Origin of the sequence: Shewanella sp. CG12_big_fil_rev_8_21_14_0_65_47_15 (genome assembly GCF_002783505.1) — a bacterium.
Classification (GTDB): domain Bacteria; phylum Pseudomonadota; class Gammaproteobacteria; order Enterobacterales; family Shewanellaceae; genus Shewanella.
Genome location: NZ_PFGL01000001.1, coordinates 1 through 16,049 on the forward strand (window position 1 = coordinate 1; position 16,049 = coordinate 16,049).

Genomic DNA, 16,049 nt, shown 5'->3' on the forward strand with positions numbered 1-16,049 from the left:
ATTTTTGCATTTAATTCTAATTATCTACACTAGCCACACCATACCCACTTGTTACCCCCAGACTTATCCACAAAAGCTTATTTTTAAGGCGCTGCTGATCACTTTTATATGCTTATATAAGGTAAGAGGCTGTCCAATGGTGCTTAAATTTAGGAGGAATTGAACGAAGAGCTTAACTTGCACTCCAGAGTAATTGTCCGCAGTCGGTAAGATCATAGCCGCCGAGTAGCGCCGCCATTTGCCTTGCGTGCCCGCCCGCTAACATAGTAAAGAGTTGTTGTAGCTGTCGGCGAAAGTAAATGCTTTGCGGCATAACGAAATCGAATGACTCTTTTATGAGTGGCACGAAGCTTAAGCCACTCTCCAAAGCCACCGATTGACAACCAAAACCGATATCCGCATCACCTCTGGCAATATACCCCGCAAGTTCACGTTCACTATAGGCGGTGAGCACGACATTGAGCTGATCTAAACGCGCGCCCTGCTTTAATAACCAATGCTCTAAGTGTTGCTGACTCCCAGCCCCTCCCTGACGGCTCACCCAACGCCAAGGCATGCTGGCCACTTTATCTTCCTCTTGGCATCTGTGGTGCATATCGGCACGCATGATTAATCCTTGTTGACGGGAATAGCCGTGCACCATGATCCACTGTTGGTGGTTGTTATAACCTTTAAGCAATGCGGGATGGCGAATATTTCGATCCTCCATACTCCCCCAATGTAAAGTGCACACATCGGCATATCCCTTTGCCAGCAACTCTAAGCCAAGACGCGAGCCCGTTGCACTATAGCTAATGAGTTCACGACTACCGACCTGCGCCATTAAACGTGCAACTAGCATAGATAAGAGTGGATCATCACTGCCAGTGATCAATAAACGGTCGGTAAGCATGCCACTATGGCATGAATCCATTACCCAACGGTCAATCAATACCTTGGGAAATAGCCATTTACCGGTAATTTTAGTGGCGGGCAGGATCCTATCATTCGCCATGGCGTAGACTTTTTTCTCATTAAGATCTAAATACTCGGCCACCTGCTTCGCACTCATGTAGACCAATTCACTGGCAGAAGTCATCTTGTGTCCTTATCCTTCGATTCACTGTTAGTTCTATACCTATATTGCAGATCAGTTTGTTGAGCAGGTATTCGCATCAAACTCAAGATTCTCACTGCCGTGATAGACTAAAAAATGCCGTCCCTTAGCACGGGCGATAATGGTAATCCCTAATTGCTGCGCTAGCTCCAATCCCATTTGGGTGACACCACTGCGAGATAGCAAGACAGGAATCCCCATCTTAGCGACTTTAATCACCATCTCTGAGGTTAAGCGCCCAGTTGTGTAGAAAATTTTGTTATCACCGCGATCCTGCGCCAGCCACATATCACCCGCTAGTGTATCTACTGCATTGTGGCGACCTACATCCTCCACAAACGCTCTGATTTGGTCCGCTTCGCACAAGCCACAGCCATGCACAGCCCCAGCATTTTTATAGGTTTCATTATATTCATTGATATTTTTCAGCAGGCTGTACAGTGTGCTTTGCTTAAGCTGAGGAATTGGTAAGCGAATATCATCCAAGTCTTGCATAAAACTGCCGTAAACCGTGCCTTGACCACAACCTGAGGTCACTGTTTTTTCAGCGAGTTTCTCATCGAGATCGGCGGTTTGTTCACGGGTGATCACTGCCGCAGAACTCACATCCCAATCGACAATAACAGAGTCCAATAGGCTCACATCCGAAATAAAGCCTTGGTTCTTAAGATAACCTAATGCCAGTGACTCAGGTTTTGCACCTAGGGTCATCAGCGTGACTATCGGGCGCCAGTTCAAATAAACCGTAAGAGGCCGCTCACAGGCAACAAACTTATCCAGTATTTCCCCGGTTTCATCGACGGCTTTTACGGCAATAGTTAATGGCACTTCGGCCTGGGTTTTAACGAAAGTAAACTGACGCCTTGCTGGCAAATGGCCATTATCTGCATGTAACTGCTTGTCTAGGCTAGTGCTGTTATCAGAACTCATAGTGCTACCGCTTAACGAATGATGGCCAGAGCATAGCAATATTTGTACCTAGGTATAAAACTAGGGGTTAAATGCGTGATCTGCCGCAATTCAGGCTAAACACTTGGACGTTTATGTCCCAGACAAAATGACCAACTAGACAAAATGTCTCAAGCTTATGCTTATTTTGATGATCTACTTCAAACTAATACCCCATGTTTGCTGGCACCAATATTGCAGTGACCTTTTATCCTAGTTTGTTGGTGAAAACGATCCGCAATTTAATGGAGCGTTCGCCAACTCAGTTGAAACGGAGACACAATGCAACATACAACGAGTGTTTGGCCCATGTACGTTTCACTCCGAAAAGTAGAGAAACTGATTGGCCGCTGGACTTCAGTACAGTGGGAAATTGAGCACTTACTCCCAGCTACCCACGAAGCTCCCAAAGGCTCAACCTTAGTGTTACTTGAGCTGCATAAGGATGAGCGCGCTAGCTATCGCATCAATCTCGATATGGATAATGCCATGTTGTACTTAGTCTGCGATGAAAAGGCAGACGGTACTTGGGTGCCAGCTTTACTCTCTGCGGATCAAAACGTCGCGGCGGGATGTCTCGAGGGCAACACTCCCGTGATTAATATGCCCATGCCAGAGGCGATTGCCTGTTGGATAGAAGCTTTTATCACTCAGTATGGCGAAGTCGAAATTGCAGCCTATCGTCGTAAGCATGTCGATGGACGCAATAATCAAGGCCCGAGTCGCGATCCTTTGCGGAGTGATACATGACTGACACAGCACCTAAAGCCAGTGGTTTTTTGAGTCGTTGGACTCAGCGCCGTGAACAAGTTACCGCAGAGGAAGCCGCACTCTCGCTCAAACAACCACAGACAATCCTTTCTGCACCTCCCGTTGAGTCTGAGTCCGAAGTCGGGGCTAGCATCACAGCCGACACAGTTACAATACAACAACCATTGGACGAGCCAAACCGCATTCTAACGGCTGAAGATCTGCCTAATCCTGAAGAGATCGAAATTGGCGGTAGCTTTGCCAGCTTTATGGGGACCAATGTTGACCCTGCTGCAAAAACAGCAGCCCTGCGTGCACTATGGAAACAACCACATTTCAATGAGATAGATGGCCTTTTAGAGTATGCGCTCGACTACAGCAATCAGCCTAAGCTCAGCCCCGAAGTTTCAGCCGAATTGGCACAGAAAGTATTTCGTTATATCACCAAAGACAGCAATGAATCAGACGAAGAGTCGATCTTAGCCGAAAATGTGGCGTCAAACGTCCCAGAAAATGCAATGGAATCAAAAAACAGTGATGTCGAAACCGAATTAGCAACAGCTACGATTGCGGACAATTTGGATGGGGAGACTGATGACCTACCCCAAAATGCACCAGAGCCCTCAGCGCAAGTGCAAAAGCCAGTTGTTTAATGTCAGTTTAGCTAATTTTTATGTCCATAACTTTGGTATGTGAATTGCTGTGCTAAGGGATAAAACTTAGATAAAAGCAGAAAAGGCAATGACTTACTATCAAATTACCGCCTAAATCTGCAGTGATACAGCTAAAGGAACAGCCAAAGTACTGTTCAGGAACGCAATGTGAGCACTCATTTGATAACCAATCAAAACCAAGACGCACTCAAACAAGTGCGGCAACATGTGTTAGCACAGACACAGATTTTACAGAATCTGATCCCACCCACGGTGAGTTACGCCACCGAGGGTACTGTGCTCATTATCGGTCCAGAGGATCTTGCACGCCTAGCCGCGGACAAATTGTCCACTATGGCAAGTCGAGTGATTTTGGCTAACGAAGCGATTACCAGTCAGGATGAAGCCCACCTCGAACGCGTGATGGCGGCGGCAACCGCTGTCGAAAGCTACTACAACAAACTCATTGGCGTAAAAGGCTTTTTAGGCCAATTCCAAGTCAGTGTTGAACATCAAGATGGCGCGGCCGAACTCAGTTTAGTTGCCATTCGCAAACCCCATTTCGATATAGTGCTCGATTTGAGCAGCACAGCTTGCTTGAACTTAGAAATGCTGCCACCCGGTTATTTCTACGTAGGCCAAGACGCCGCGAAACTCGAAGATGCGCTTGCGCAAATTCCTGAATTAGTCGGCCAATTTGATAAACCGCGCTACGTGAAAATCAATGCCGATCTATGTGCCCACGATCGCAATGGCATTAATGGTTGTAATCGTTGCCTTAACTTCTGCCCAGCCGATGCGATCAGCAGTATCGCAAAGAAAATTGAAATCGACCCCTATCTTTGCCACGGCGCGGGCAGTTGTACCAGCGCTTGCCCAACGGGTGCTATCAGTTACGACTTACCGACGCCACAGGCTTTACACTCATACCTGAATAAAATCGTCAGCCGCTTCCGCGAGCAAGCCCAAACCGCACCGGTGATCTTGTTCCACGACAATGCCGTCGGCGCCGACTTTATTACCGCAGAGTTAGCCGGTGACATCATTCCCGTCGCCCTTGAAGAAATAACCGTTGCTAGCCTAGATCATTGGCTGTCGGTCCTCGCTTGGGGCGCGCGCCAAGTGTTAGTCCTCAACACCGACGCGACGGCACCAACCCTAACGCAAATGCTTAAAGGCGAACTTTCGTTAGCCAACAGTATTTTAGATGAGATGGGCCAGCCGCAACGTATCAGCCTTATCGATCCGAGCATGCTTAGTAATTTACATCCAATGCTCGATATCAGTTTAGATTGGCCCGTGATCGTGCCGGCTGCATTTGCCTCGACCACCAAACGCAACACACTATTTGAGGCGATAGACCACCTCAATAGCCAAGCGGGTGAAATCGATACTTGTCTGGGGCTCAGCAACATCCCCTTTGGCAAAGTCAGCGTCAATGTCGAGAAATGCACTCTCTGTATGTCCTGCGTGGCAATTTGCCCAACCATGGCATTACAGGATGGTGGCGACAAACCTGCGCTACACTTCATTGAACAAAACTGTGTGCAATGTGGTTTATGTGAGGCGGCCTGTCCTGAGAAAGTGATTAGCCTAACTCCGCAAATTAATTTTGATAAAGCTGCCCGTCAGCAACAACACACCCTGAAAGAAGAAGCTCCCTTCGAATGCATTCGCTGCGGCGCTCCTTTTGCGACCCAATCTATGGTGCATCGGATGCTGGATATGGTCGGTGCACACAGCGCATTTTCAGCCAATATCGAGCGCTTGAAGATGTGTGGCGACTGCCGGGTAAAAGACATGTTTGAAGACATTCTTCAAGATCCTGAAAAGCAACTGCGATAAGAGATCCGCTATGACCGAATCAGTAAGACAAGTTTCAGAAAACGATCAGTTGAGAGCCGATATCTATCAACTGTTAGCCGCCCTATTACGCCGCCATCCCAGCCCTGAATTGCTGCACTTTTTGGCTAATCTTGAAATCGATGCCAATGAAGACAACGAGATGACCAAGGCTTGGCTATCCCTGCAGCTCGCGGCGCAACAGTTCAGCAGTGAACAGCTAGAAGACGAATATTTTGCCCTATTCCTCGGCGTGGGTTGTGGTGAGATCTTGCCCTATGGCAGTTGGTTTATGACAGGCTCATTAATGGATAAACCCCTAGCGCTGCTGCGCCAAGACTTAATGCAATTGGGGTTTGAGCGCGAAGACAATGTCAAAGAACCCGAAGATCATGTTGCCGCCCTGTGTGAAGTCATGGGGACTCTGATTTTAGAAGCACCGAGTTATCGCCAACTCTCCTTTTACCAGCGCCATATCGGTAGTTGGATCGGCCGTTTCTGTGACAATTTAGCCAAGGCGCCAAGTGCGGCGTTTTACGCCACGGTTGCACAGCTGGCAAAAGCCTTTTTCGAGATGGAAGCCAGCGCGTTTGAGCAATTGAGTTTAGATATCCCCGTCAATTGCCCGGGCAGTGCCGACTTACAACCGGCCACAAGTGATTTAGAAAAACAAGTGGAATTCGTTAACTAGACCCGATAGCGCGCACTATGCGCTTTGGTTCCACTTGCCATGTTTTTGTACAAAGGTGAGCACATTCACCTTAGACAGAAGAAAGAAAGCCTAAGCTTTCGCAATAACCGAGGTGGTCACGCTTGTACCACCTTATCTAGTAACACAAGGAGACACTATGAAGAAGCAAGCTTCCGACATGGGCCGTCGCCAACTGCTTAAAGCATTGGCGCTGGGCAGTGCGGCGGGGGCGGTAGCCACTGTGAGCGGTCAGGCATTAGCCTCAACGCCAACGGTCGCCCCTACCGAACCTAAGAGCGAGAACTATCGCGAAACCGACCATATTCGTAGTTACTATGCGTCGCTTAAAAACTAACGAGAGGAGAGTATGTGATGCGATTAACCCGCAAAACAGACCAGGTTGTTGAGCCTAAAGCGCCCGCCCTAGGTCTTAATCGTCGCCAATTCTTAAAATCCGCAGGTCTTGCCACCGGTGGTATCGCCGCAGCATCTATGCTGGGCACAGGCATGATGCGTAAAGCAGAAGCTAAAGATATCCCCCACAATGCCCCAACTGAAGTCAAACGTACCATTTGCTCCCACTGCGCCGTGGGTTGTGGTATCTATGCTGAAGTGCAAAACGGCGTGTGGACAGGACAAGAACCCGCATTCGATCATCCCTTCAACCAAGGTGGGCACTGTGCCAAAGGTGCGGCGCTACGTGAACATGGCCACGGTGAAAAACGCCTGAAATACCCGATGAAGTTAGAGGGCGGTAAATGGAAAAAGATCTCTTGGGATCAAGCGATTACTGAAGTCGGCGATAAGATGGCAGCGATTCGTCAAGAGTCTGGTCCTGATTCAGTCTACTTTATGGGTAGTGCCAAGTTTTCTAACGAACAAGCCTATTTATATCGCAAATTAGCGGCACTGTGGGGCACGAACAACGTCGACCACTCAGCCCGTATTTGTCACTCTACCACGGTAGCCGGTGTTGCTAACACTTGGGGTTACGGTGCGCAAACTAACTCAATCAACGATATTCGCAACTCAAAGTGCATCATGTTTATTGGGTCAAATCCAAGTGAAGCACACCCAGTTGCCATGCAACATATTTTGATTGGTAAAGAACGCGGCGCTAAAATCATCGTTGTCGATCCCCGTTTCACCCGTACTGCGGCTAAATCCGACGAGTACGTGCATATTCGCCCCGGCACAGATATTCCCTTCATTTATGGCCTGTTATGGCACATATTTGAAAATGGCTGGGAAGATAAAGAGTTTATCAAGCACCGCGTCTATGGCATGGATCGTATCCGCGAAGAAGCCAAAAAATACACCCCAGAAGAGGTTGAACTGGTTGCAGGCGTGCCTAAGGCACAAATGTACCGCATCGCCAAGATGATGGCCGAAACCAAACCCGGCACTATCGTTTGGTGTATGGGTGGTACTCAACACCACGTGGGTAATGCTAACACCCGTTCATACTGTATTCTACAGTTAGCCCTTGGCAACATGGGGGTTTCTGGTGGTGGCACTAACATCTTCCGTGGCCACGATAACGTGCAAGGCGCAACCGACTTTGGCTTGTTATTCGATAACTTACCCGGTTACTACGGTTTAACGACGGGCGCTTGGGCACACTGGTCAAATGTATGGGACTTAGATCCTAAATGGGTGGCGAGTCGTTTCGACCAAGGCGAATACTTAGGTCAAAAACCACAAACCTCAACGGGTATTCCTTGTTCGCGCTGGCACGATGGCGTGTTAGAAGATAAATCAAAGATAGCGCAAAAAGACAACATTCGTCTGGCGTTCTTCTGGGGACAATCGGTCAACACTGAGACCCGTGGCCGCGAAGTGCGTGAAGCGTTAAACAAGATGGATACCGTTGTCGTTGTCGATCCTTTCCCAACCATGGCAGGTGTGATGCACCAACGTCAGGACGGTGTGTATCTGCTACCCGCCGCGACCCAGTTTGAAACCTACGGTTCGGTTTCTGCCACTAACCGCTCTGTACAATGGCGCTCCAAAGTCATCGAGCCACTGTTTGAGTCCCTGCCAGACCACGTAATTATGTACAAACTCGCGAAGAAGGTTGGGATAGATCAAGAGCTGTTTAAACATATCAAAGTCAATGGTGAAGAACCTTTAATTGAAGATATCACCCGTGAATTTAACACAGGTATGTGGACTATCGGTTATACGGGGCAAAGCCCTGAGCGTTTGAAAATGCACCAAGAAAACTGGGGTACTTTTGATGCTGACAGCTTAGAAGCTCCCGGCGGCCCAGCCAAAGGTGAAACCTACGGTTTACCTTGGCCATGTTGGGGCACGCCAGAGATGAAACATCCTGGCACCCAAATCCTGTACGATCAATCAAAACACGTGAAAGACGGTGGCGGTAACTTCCGCGCCCGTTACGGTGTTGAGCACGATGGCGTCAACATTCTTGCCGAGGGAACTTACTCCAAGGGCAGTGAAATTCAAGATGGTTACCCTGAGTTTTCCGCCGACATGCTCAAGCAACTCGGTTGGTGGGATGAACTCACAGATGCAGAGAAACAACGCGCCGAAGGCAAAAACTGGAAAACTGATATTTCCGGTGGCATCCAGCGCGTGGCGATCAAGCATGGCTGCATTCCATTTGGTAATGCGAAAGCCCGTTGTATCGTTTGGACTTTCCCAGATGATATCCCGAAACATCGTGAACCACTCTACACGCCTCGTCGTGACTTAGTCGCCAAGTACCCAACCTATGAAGACCGTATGGTTGCGCGTTTACCAACACTGTATAAGTCTATTCAAGACAAGGACTTTGCTAAAGACTTCCCTCTGGCGCTCACATCGGGCCGCCTAGTGGAGTACGAAGGCGGTGGCGAAGAAACCCGTTCTAACCCTTGGCTTGCAGAGCTGCAGCAGGAAATGTTCATCGAGATGAACCCGGCTGACGCTGCAGACCGTGGTATTCGTGACGGTGACAATGTCTTTGTTCATGGCCCTGAGGGCGCCAAAATCACGGTTAAGGCTATGGTCACACCGCGCGTTATTGCCGGTGAATGCTTTATGCCATACCACTTTGCTGGGATGTTTGAAGGTGAAAGTCTCGCGAAAAACTATCCTGAAGGTACAGTGCCTTACGTGGTAGGAGAATCGGCAAACACCATTTTAACCTATGGCTACGATGTTGTGACTCAGATGCAAGAAACTAAGTCCAGCCTCTGCCAAATCAGCAAAGCCTAACCTACTTGATGAGGAGATAAGCCATTATGGCAGTCATGAAATTTCTATGTGACACCAAACGCTGCATCGAGTGTAACGGTTGCGTCACTGCATGTAAAAACGAAAACGACTCCGCTCTCGAGTGGGGTATCCAACGTCGCCGCGTGGTGACGATTAACGATGGTCAACCCGGTGAAGCCTCGATTTCAGTGGCATGTATGCACTGTACCGATGCTCCTTGTATGGCCGTATGTCCGGCAGATTGTTTCTACCGCACCGACGATGGCATAGTGCTGCACAACAAAGATACCTGTATCGGTTGTGGCTATTGCTTCTATGCTTGTCCGTTTGGTGCACCACAATTTCCGAAAAAGACCGCCTTTGGTAGTCGCGGCAAAATGGATAAGTGTACTTTCTGTGCCGGTGGCCCAGAGGAAACCTTCTCCGAAGCCGAGCATAAAAAATACGGCGCCAACCGTATTGCCGAAGGCAAGCTACCTATGTGTGCAGAGCTTTGTGCAACCAAAGCGCTGCTTGCGGGTGATGCGGAAGTGGTATCAAACATTTACCGTCAACGTACGGCCTCTCGAGGCAATCCTAACGTGATTTGGGGCTACAACCCCAAAACAGGTGAGATTAACTAAGCAGAGCGAGGGTTAGGGAGTGATCCCTAACCTCTGGCAAGGAGTGACAATGTTAAACAAACAGTTCAACAAATCACTGCGTAGTCTGTTTGCTCTGATGGTACTCGTGATGGGATTGGGTCTAGGTTCAGTAATGAGCGCAAGCCCAGTGTACGCAAGCGATCAGCAATCGAGTCAACAACAGGCGAAAGCGCAAACCAGTGATGCCGATCTTTGGCGCGCGGTAAAAGCAGGCGATGCCGGCTATACCACGGCCAAAGGCGTAGAAACTGGGGTGTTGATTAATGTTGCCGGCAACCAAGGTAAAGAACTGAGAAATCAGTACATCACCCCGATTATGGCCTTAGCCGTTACGGGCGTTTTCGGTGCTTTCTTATTGTTTTACCTGGTTAATGGTCCCTCAAGACTCAGCCACGGCTTCTCGGGTAAGATGGTTGCGCGTTGGTCAAAGGCGGATCTGTGGATCCACTGGATCATGGCAATCAGTTGCCTAGCGCTAATGTTTACTGGCTTAACCATTATGCTCGGTAAACATGTAGTGCAGCCAATGTTAGGGCCCGATCTTTGGGCGCCATTGATCTACGGCAGCAAAACTATCCACGATTGGGCGGGTCCCATCTTTATCGCGGCTTGGATTGTCTGCGTGGTGAAATGGATGCCACTACAAACCTTCAAGATGTACGATCTTAAATGGTTTTTAGTGGTCGGGGGCTATATCAACTTTGGTCCCTTCAAAGGTAAGCACCCCGACAGTGGTTTTGCCAACGCGGGTGAGAAAATGTGGTTCTGGACATTGACCCTATTCGGGTTATTTATCAGTGTCTCTGGCATCATGTTAGTACTACCAGGCCTCGACTTACCCCGTGAAGCTTCTATGGGTGCACTGCTGATCCACGCGATCAGCGCCGTTATCCTAATTGCCTTTACTATTGTGCATATCTGGATGGCGACCGTGCTCAGCGAAGGCGGCATGGAGTGCATGAAGTCAGGCTATTGTGATGAAAACTGGGCAATCCAGCACCACAATCTCTGGTATGACGAAATCAAAGAGAATGGCAGTCTGCGTTATAAAGACTAACTAAAGCGTGATGCTTTAATCCGATAAAAACACCTCGCACTGCGGGGTGTTTTTTTATGGTAGAAGATCAACAGAAACAAAGAATTAACATTAGTACAAATAACCCCGCTATCTCCTGCGCCCATACAGCTATACAAACTATGAGCAAGTTAACGCTTTTGCATTACAGGCCGCCATTTCAGGGTCGCAAACTGTTCTAGATCAATTCCGCCCCAATCCTTTCCCATTATAGTGCCGGCACGCGCGATGATTAACGGCAAACAAGATGATTTCATTATCTTTTCCACCTCTAATCTTCACTTTTTGATAACAAGTTATATCCCTCGGAAAGCCGCGCCATCCCAAGAACCATAACCCCTATTTCAGGAGTCAGCATGAAGCAACAACCTAGCGATTTATCTCGCCGTTCTTTGCTTAAAGCGCTCACAGTTGGCAGCGTTGCCGGCGCCGCCATTGCCGCAACTGGCATGAGCGCAGCCCAAGCCAGCGAGAGCAGCAAGGTAACAACCAAAGAGCCTAAGGGTTACCACGAAACTGCGCACATTATCAGCTATTACGATAGCCTGCGTAGCTAATCTAGGAGAAGTCAGCGATGAAGTTAACTCGCAAGTCCGATGTCGCCACAGTGGCCGACAAACCGACGTTAGGCATTAGCCGTCGTCAATTTATGAAGCAAGCAGGTATTGCCACCGGTGGTATCGCAGCCGCTTCTCTGATGGGCACAGGCATGATGCGCCGCGCAGAAGCCAAAGATGTGCCACACGACGCGCCAATCGAAGTTAAACGTACGATTTGTAGTGCCTGCGCCGTCGGTTGTGGTCTGTATGCCGAAGTGCAAAATGGCGTGTGGACGGGTCAAGAACCCGCATTCGATCACCCATTCAATGCCGGCGGTCACTGCGCTAAGGGTGCTGCACTGCGTGAGCATGGCCACGGTGAAAAACGCCTGAAATACCCAATGAAATTGGTTGATGGCAAGTGGAAAAAAATCTCTTGGGAAGATGCGATTAACGAAGTGGGCGACCAAATGCTCAACATTCGTAAAGAATCCGGCCCAGACTCAGTGTACTTCATGGGTAGCGCTAAGTTCTCTAACGAAGGCTGCTATATGTACCGCAAACTGGCGGCCATGTGGGGTACAAACAACATCGACCACTCGGCTCGTATTTGTCACTCTACCACGGTAGCCGGTGTTGCTAACACTTGGGGTTACGGTGCGCAAACTAACTCATTCAACGACATTCAGAATGCCAATGCTATCTTCCTGATCGGGGCCAACCCAGCGGAAGCACATCCAGTTTCTATGCAACATATTCTGATCGCCAAAGAGAAAAACAACGCGAAAATCATCGTCGTTGATCCCCGTTTCTCCCGCACTGCGGCGCACTCAGATCTGCACTGCGCGATCCGCCCAGGTACCGACATTCCCTTTATCTACGGTATGTTATGGCATATTTTCGAAAACGGTTGGGAAGATAAGACCTTTATCCAACAGCGCGTATTCGAGATGGAAACTATCCGTGAAGAAGCGAAAAAATTCCCACCTAAAGAAGTGGCGAATATCACTGGTGTGAGTGAAGCCGATGTTTATCAAGCGGCTAAACTGATGGCTGAAAACCGTCCAGGTACCGTTATTTGGTGTATGGGTGGTACTCAACACCACGTCGGTAACGCGAACACCCGCGCTTACTGTATTTTGCAATTAGCCCTAGGCAACATGGGCGTTTCTGGCGGCGGTACTAACATTTTCCGTGGTCACGATAACGTACAGGGCGCGACTGACTTAGGTCTGTTATTCGACAACCTGCCAGGCTACTACGGTTTAACCTCTGCCGCTTGGACTCACTGGACCCATGTGTGGGATCTGGATATGGAGTGGGTGAAGAGCCGTTTCGATCAAAACGCCTATTTAGGCAAAGATCCTATGACTACACCCGGTATTCCTTGTTCTCGCTGGCACGATGGCGTGTTAGAAGACAAGAGCAAACTGGCACAGAAAGACAATATCCGTATGGCCTTCTTCTGGGGTCAATCGGTCAACACTGAAACCCGTCAACGTGAAGTGCGTGATGCCTTAGACAAGATGGACACAGTTGTGGTTGTCGACCCATTCCCAACGATGGCGGGTGTGATGCACCGTCGTAAGAATGGCGTGTATCTGTTACCTGCTGCGACTCAGTTTGAAACTCAAGGTTCAGTGTCTAACTCAGGCCGTTCTATCCAATGGCGTGAGCAGGTTATCCAACCTTTATTCGAGTCAAAAACCGACATCGAAATCATGTACCGTTTAGCGCAAAAACTCGGTATCGCCGAGCAATACACTAAACGTATCGCCAAAGAAAACGGCTTACCCGTTATCGAAGACATCACCCGCGAAATCAACCGCGGCATGTGGACTATCGGTATGACAGGCCAAAGCCCAGAGCGTATCAAGCTGCACACCCAAAACTGGGGCACTTTCAGCAATAAGACGCTCGAGGCCGCTGGCGGCCCAGCGAAGGGTGAAACCTATGGTTTACCTTGGCCATGTTGGGGTACACCTGAGGCGAAACACCCTGGAACCCAAATTCTGTATAACCAATCCAAACACGTTAAAGACGGTGGTGGTAACTTCCGTGCTCGTTATGGTGTTGAATACAATGGTAAAAACCTGCTGGCTGAAGGCTCTTTCTCTAAAGGTGCCGAGATCCAAGACGGTTACCCAGAATTTACCGACAAGCTGCTCAAGCAACTCGGTTGGTGGGATGATCTGACTGCGGCAGAAAAAGCCGAAGCCGAAGGCCGCAACTGGAAGACCGACTTATCAGGCGGTATCGTGCGCGTGGCAATCAAACACGGCTGTATTCCCTTTGGTAACGCCAAAGCCCGTTGTATCGTTTGGACTTTCCCTGATCAAGTACCAGTTCACCGCGAGCCGTTATACACAGCACGTCGTGACTTAGTATCCAAGTACCCAACCTACGACGATATGCAGGTACACCGTCTGCCAACACTGTACAAGTCTATCCAAGACAAAGACTTAAGCGGCAAATACCCACTGGTACTGACCTCTGGTCGTTTAGTGGAATACGAAGGTGGTGGTGAAGAATCTCGTTCTAACCCATGGCTGGCTGAGCTTCAACAGGAAATGTTTGTTGAAATAAGCCCAGCGGATGCTGCCGACCGCGGTATTCGCAACGGCGAGTTTGTGTGGTTAGAGGGCGCCGAAGGTGGCCGCATTAAAGTACAAGCTCTGGTAACGCCACGGGTTAAACCGGGTGTGACCTTTATGCCATACCACTTTGCGGGTGTGATGCACGGTGAAAGCTTAGCGCCTAACTACCCTGAGGGCACAGTGCCTTACGTTATCGGTGAATCCGCTAACACGGCACTGACCTATGGTTATGATCCTGTGACTCAGATGCAGGAAACCAAAGCGTCGCTCTGTCAGATCGTTAAAGCATAAGTGCAGCTTAAGCTAGGAGAATTGCCACTATGGCTACAATGAAATTTTTGTGTGATACCAAGCGCTGCATCGAATGTAACGGCTGTGTCACCGCATGTAAAAACGAAAACGACTCCGCTCTCGAGTGGGGTATCCAACGCCGCCGCGTGGTGACTATCAACGATGGTCAACCCGGTGAAGCCTCAATCTCTGTCGCCTGTATGCATTGCTCCGACGCGCCATGTATGGCGGTTTGCCCAGCAAACTGCTTCTACAAAACCGAAGACGGCATAGTGCTACACAACAAAGATGCCTGTATTGGTTGCGGTTACTGCTTGTACGCCTGTCCATTTGGCGCACCACAGTTCCCGAAAAAAGGTGCCTTTGGTAGCCGCGGTAAGATGGATAAATGTACCTTCTGTGCCGGCGGCCCAGAAGAAAACCACTCAGAGGCAGAGCGCCAGAAGTACGGTTCAAACCGTATTGCCGAAGGCAAACTGCCAATGTGCGCAGAACTCTGTGCGACTAAGGCCCTGTTAGCGGGTGATGCAGAAGTGGTTTCTAGCATCTTCCGTGAGCGTGTGGCTTACCGTGGCGCTAAAAACGCGGCTTGGAATTAATTCAGGTCACAGGATCTGTCCACAGACTTAGCTTGGCGCCTGCTAGCAGGCGCCACTAAGCGAGAGAGGATGTATGATGAACAAATGGTTCAAACACATAGGTTTAGCCATAGCACTGCTGTTTAGTGCCGTGTGTCTAGCCAATGGTGGTGATGAACAGGCGCTCCAACCTCAAGCCTCTGATGCCCAAATTTGGGCACAGCTGAAGGACGGCGCCACGGGATACACTACCTCCCAAAGCGAGTTCCACGCACAGCCGATCAATACCTATGATCTGCGTGTGCTGAAGCTGCGTAGCGACTGGTTGGCGCCGGCCTTAATGGCGGCGTTATTCGGCATGATCATTATCTTTGTCTTATTTATCAAGGTGAACGGCATCTCCAAGCTACACCATGGTTTTTCGGGCAAACTAGTGCATCGCTGGTCAAAGTTTGACGTTTCAATCCACTGGTTAGGCGCGATCCCGTGCTTAATGTTGATTTTAACGGGCTTAACCTTATTAGCGGGTCGTTTCTTCTTCCAACCTTGGTTAGGCGAAGGCATCTGGGAAGCCATCGTTTATGGCGCTAAGCAAATCCACGATGTGATGGCGATTCCGTTTATGCTCGGCTGGGCATTGATGACAGTGTTATGGACGAAGAACCAGCTGCCAAAAATGTACGATGTGAAGTGGTTCCTGGTTGTCGGTGGTTACATCAACTTTGGTCCCTTCAAAGGTAAGCACCCTGACGCAGGTTTTGCTAACGCTGGTGAGAAAATGTGGTTCTGGGCCTTTGCCCTGTTTGGATTAGTGATTTCAGCCTCGGGCATGTTGTTACTGTTCCCAAATCTTTTCGAACCAAGCCGTACCTTAAGCTTGATCGCACTGGTACTGCACTCAGTGAGCGCTATCGTGATCTGCGCTTTCTCTATCGTGCACATCTTCATGGCAACCGTGATGTCAGAAGGCGGTATGGAGTGTATGGTGTCTGGTTATTGTGATGAAAACTGGGCAAGCCAACATCACAACCTGTGGTTTGACGAAATCAAAGCCAACGGCACTTTGAAATATAAAGAGTAAAAGTCGCTAAAAACAAAAAACCTCCACAGCATGCTGTGGAGG

At 49.2% G+C, this 16,049-nt stretch carries 14 protein-coding genes; 12 read left to right on the plus strand and 2 right to left on the minus strand.

Annotated features, from left to right (window positions below):
• Window positions 1-172: 172 nt before the first annotated feature.
• Window positions 173-1,078 carry a helix-turn-helix transcriptional regulator gene (locus COW15_RS00005; protein ID WP_198781407.1) on the minus strand — a complete coding sequence of 302 codons (906 nt, stop codon included), beginning with the start codon at window positions 1,076-1,078 and terminating at the stop codon, window positions 173-175.
• Window positions 1,079-1,129: 51 nt separating this feature from the next.
• Window positions 1,130-2,026 carry a formate dehydrogenase accessory sulfurtransferase FdhD gene (locus COW15_RS00010; protein ID WP_293628586.1) on the minus strand — a complete coding sequence of 299 codons (897 nt, stop codon included), beginning with the start codon at window positions 2,024-2,026 and terminating at the stop codon, window positions 1,130-1,132.
• Between the two features lie 300 nt (window positions 2,027-2,326).
• On the opposite strand from COW15_RS00010, the gene COW15_RS00015 reads away from it, so the two are divergent.
• The 12 genes from COW15_RS00015 to COW15_RS00070 all read left to right on the plus strand — a co-directional run bounded on the left by COW15_RS00015 (window position 2,327) and on the right by COW15_RS00070 (window position 16,007).
• Entirely contained in the window at window positions 2,327-2,794 is a 468-nt protein-coding gene (locus COW15_RS00015) for a DUF3305 domain-containing protein (protein ID WP_293628587.1), read from the plus strand.
• Window positions 2,791-3,447 (plus strand): DUF3306 domain-containing protein, encoded by a 657-nt coding sequence (locus COW15_RS00020; RefSeq protein ID WP_293628588.1) that lies wholly within the window; start codon window positions 2,791-2,793, stop codon window positions 3,445-3,447. Before COW15_RS00015 ends, COW15_RS00020 begins: the two co-directional genes overlap by 4 nt.
• 183 nt (window positions 3,448-3,630) lie before the next feature.
• Window positions 3,631-5,292 carry a 4Fe-4S binding protein gene (locus tag COW15_RS00025; RefSeq protein ID WP_293628929.1) on the plus strand — a complete coding sequence of 554 codons (1,662 nt, stop codon included), beginning with the start codon at window positions 3,631-3,633 and terminating at the stop codon, window positions 5,290-5,292.
• Window positions 5,293-5,302: 10 nt separating this feature from the next.
• Entirely contained in the window at window positions 5,303-5,980 is a 678-nt protein-coding gene (locus COW15_RS00030) for a molecular chaperone TorD family protein (RefSeq protein ID WP_293628589.1), read from the plus strand.
• 157 nt (window positions 5,981-6,137) lie between these two features.
• Complete coding sequence (locus tag COW15_RS00035; protein WP_293628590.1) at window positions 6,138-6,335, plus strand: twin-arginine translocation signal domain-containing protein; 198 nt, start codon at window positions 6,138-6,140, stop codon at window positions 6,333-6,335.
• A 17-nt stretch (window positions 6,336-6,352) separates the two neighbouring features.
• Window positions 6,353-9,202 (plus strand): molybdopterin-dependent oxidoreductase, encoded by a 2,850-nt coding sequence (locus COW15_RS00040; RefSeq protein WP_293628591.1) that lies wholly within the window; start codon window positions 6,353-6,355, stop codon window positions 9,200-9,202.
• Between the two features lie 26 nt (window positions 9,203-9,228).
• Window positions 9,229-9,825 (plus strand): formate dehydrogenase FDH3 subunit beta, encoded by a 597-nt coding sequence (fdh3B, locus tag COW15_RS00045; RefSeq protein WP_293628592.1) that lies wholly within the window; start codon window positions 9,229-9,231, stop codon window positions 9,823-9,825.
• Window positions 9,826-9,874: 49 nt separating this feature from the next.
• Window positions 9,875-10,903, plus strand: coding sequence for a formate dehydrogenase subunit gamma (locus tag COW15_RS00050; protein ID WP_293628593.1), 1,029 nt, complete (start codon window positions 9,875-9,877; stop codon window positions 10,901-10,903).
• 374 nt (window positions 10,904-11,277) lie between these two features.
• Complete coding sequence (locus tag COW15_RS00055) at window positions 11,278-11,478, plus strand: twin-arginine translocation signal domain-containing protein (protein WP_011624444.1); 201 nt, start codon at window positions 11,278-11,280, stop codon at window positions 11,476-11,478.
• Between the two features lie 17 nt (window positions 11,479-11,495).
• Entirely contained in the window at window positions 11,496-14,348 is a 2,853-nt protein-coding gene (locus tag COW15_RS00060) for a molybdopterin-dependent oxidoreductase (RefSeq protein ID WP_293628594.1), read from the plus strand.
• 29 nt (window positions 14,349-14,377) lie between these two features.
• Window positions 14,378-14,947 (plus strand): formate dehydrogenase FDH3 subunit beta, encoded by a 570-nt coding sequence (fdh3B, locus tag COW15_RS00065; protein ID WP_011624446.1) that lies wholly within the window; start codon window positions 14,378-14,380, stop codon window positions 14,945-14,947.
• Between the two features lie 76 nt (window positions 14,948-15,023).
• Window positions 15,024-16,007, plus strand: a complete 984-nt coding sequence (locus tag COW15_RS00070; RefSeq protein WP_293628595.1) for a formate dehydrogenase subunit gamma — start codon at window positions 15,024-15,026, stop codon at window positions 16,005-16,007.
• Window positions 16,008-16,049: the final 42 nt, after the last annotated feature.

Bases quoted from the DNA above. Each gene is read 5' to 3' on its own strand.
- COW15_RS00005 (WP_198781407.1), bottom strand. From the start codon at position 1,078: ATGACTTCTGCCAGTGAATTGGTCTACATGAGTGCGAAGCAGGTGGCC.
- COW15_RS00010 (WP_293628586.1), bottom strand. From the start codon at position 2,026: ATGAGTTCTGATAACAGCACTAGCCTAGACAAGCAGTTACATGCAGAT.
- COW15_RS00015 (WP_293628587.1), top strand. From the start codon at position 2,327: ATGCAACATACAACGAGTGTTTGGCCCATGTACGTTTCACTCCGAAAA.
- COW15_RS00020 (WP_293628588.1), top strand. From the start codon at position 2,791: ATGACTGACACAGCACCTAAAGCCAGTGGTTTTTTGAGTCGTTGGACT.
- COW15_RS00030 (WP_293628589.1), top strand. From the start codon at position 5,303: ATGACCGAATCAGTAAGACAAGTTTCAGAAAACGATCAGTTGAGAGCC.
- COW15_RS00035 (WP_293628590.1), top strand. From the start codon at position 6,138: ATGAAGAAGCAAGCTTCCGACATGGGCCGTCGCCAACTGCTTAAAGCA.
- COW15_RS00040 (WP_293628591.1), top strand. From the start codon at position 6,353: ATGCGATTAACCCGCAAAACAGACCAGGTTGTTGAGCCTAAAGCGCCC.
- fdh3B (WP_293628592.1), top strand. From the start codon at position 9,229: ATGGCAGTCATGAAATTTCTATGTGACACCAAACGCTGCATCGAGTGT.
- COW15_RS00050 (WP_293628593.1), top strand. From the start codon at position 9,875: ATGTTAAACAAACAGTTCAACAAATCACTGCGTAGTCTGTTTGCTCTG.
- COW15_RS00055 (WP_011624444.1), top strand. From the start codon at position 11,278: ATGAAGCAACAACCTAGCGATTTATCTCGCCGTTCTTTGCTTAAAGCG.
- COW15_RS00060 (WP_293628594.1), top strand. From the start codon at position 11,496: ATGAAGTTAACTCGCAAGTCCGATGTCGCCACAGTGGCCGACAAACCG.
- fdh3B (WP_011624446.1), top strand. From the start codon at position 14,378: ATGGCTACAATGAAATTTTTGTGTGATACCAAGCGCTGCATCGAATGT.
- COW15_RS00070 (WP_293628595.1), top strand. From the start codon at position 15,024: ATGAACAAATGGTTCAAACACATAGGTTTAGCCATAGCACTGCTGTTT.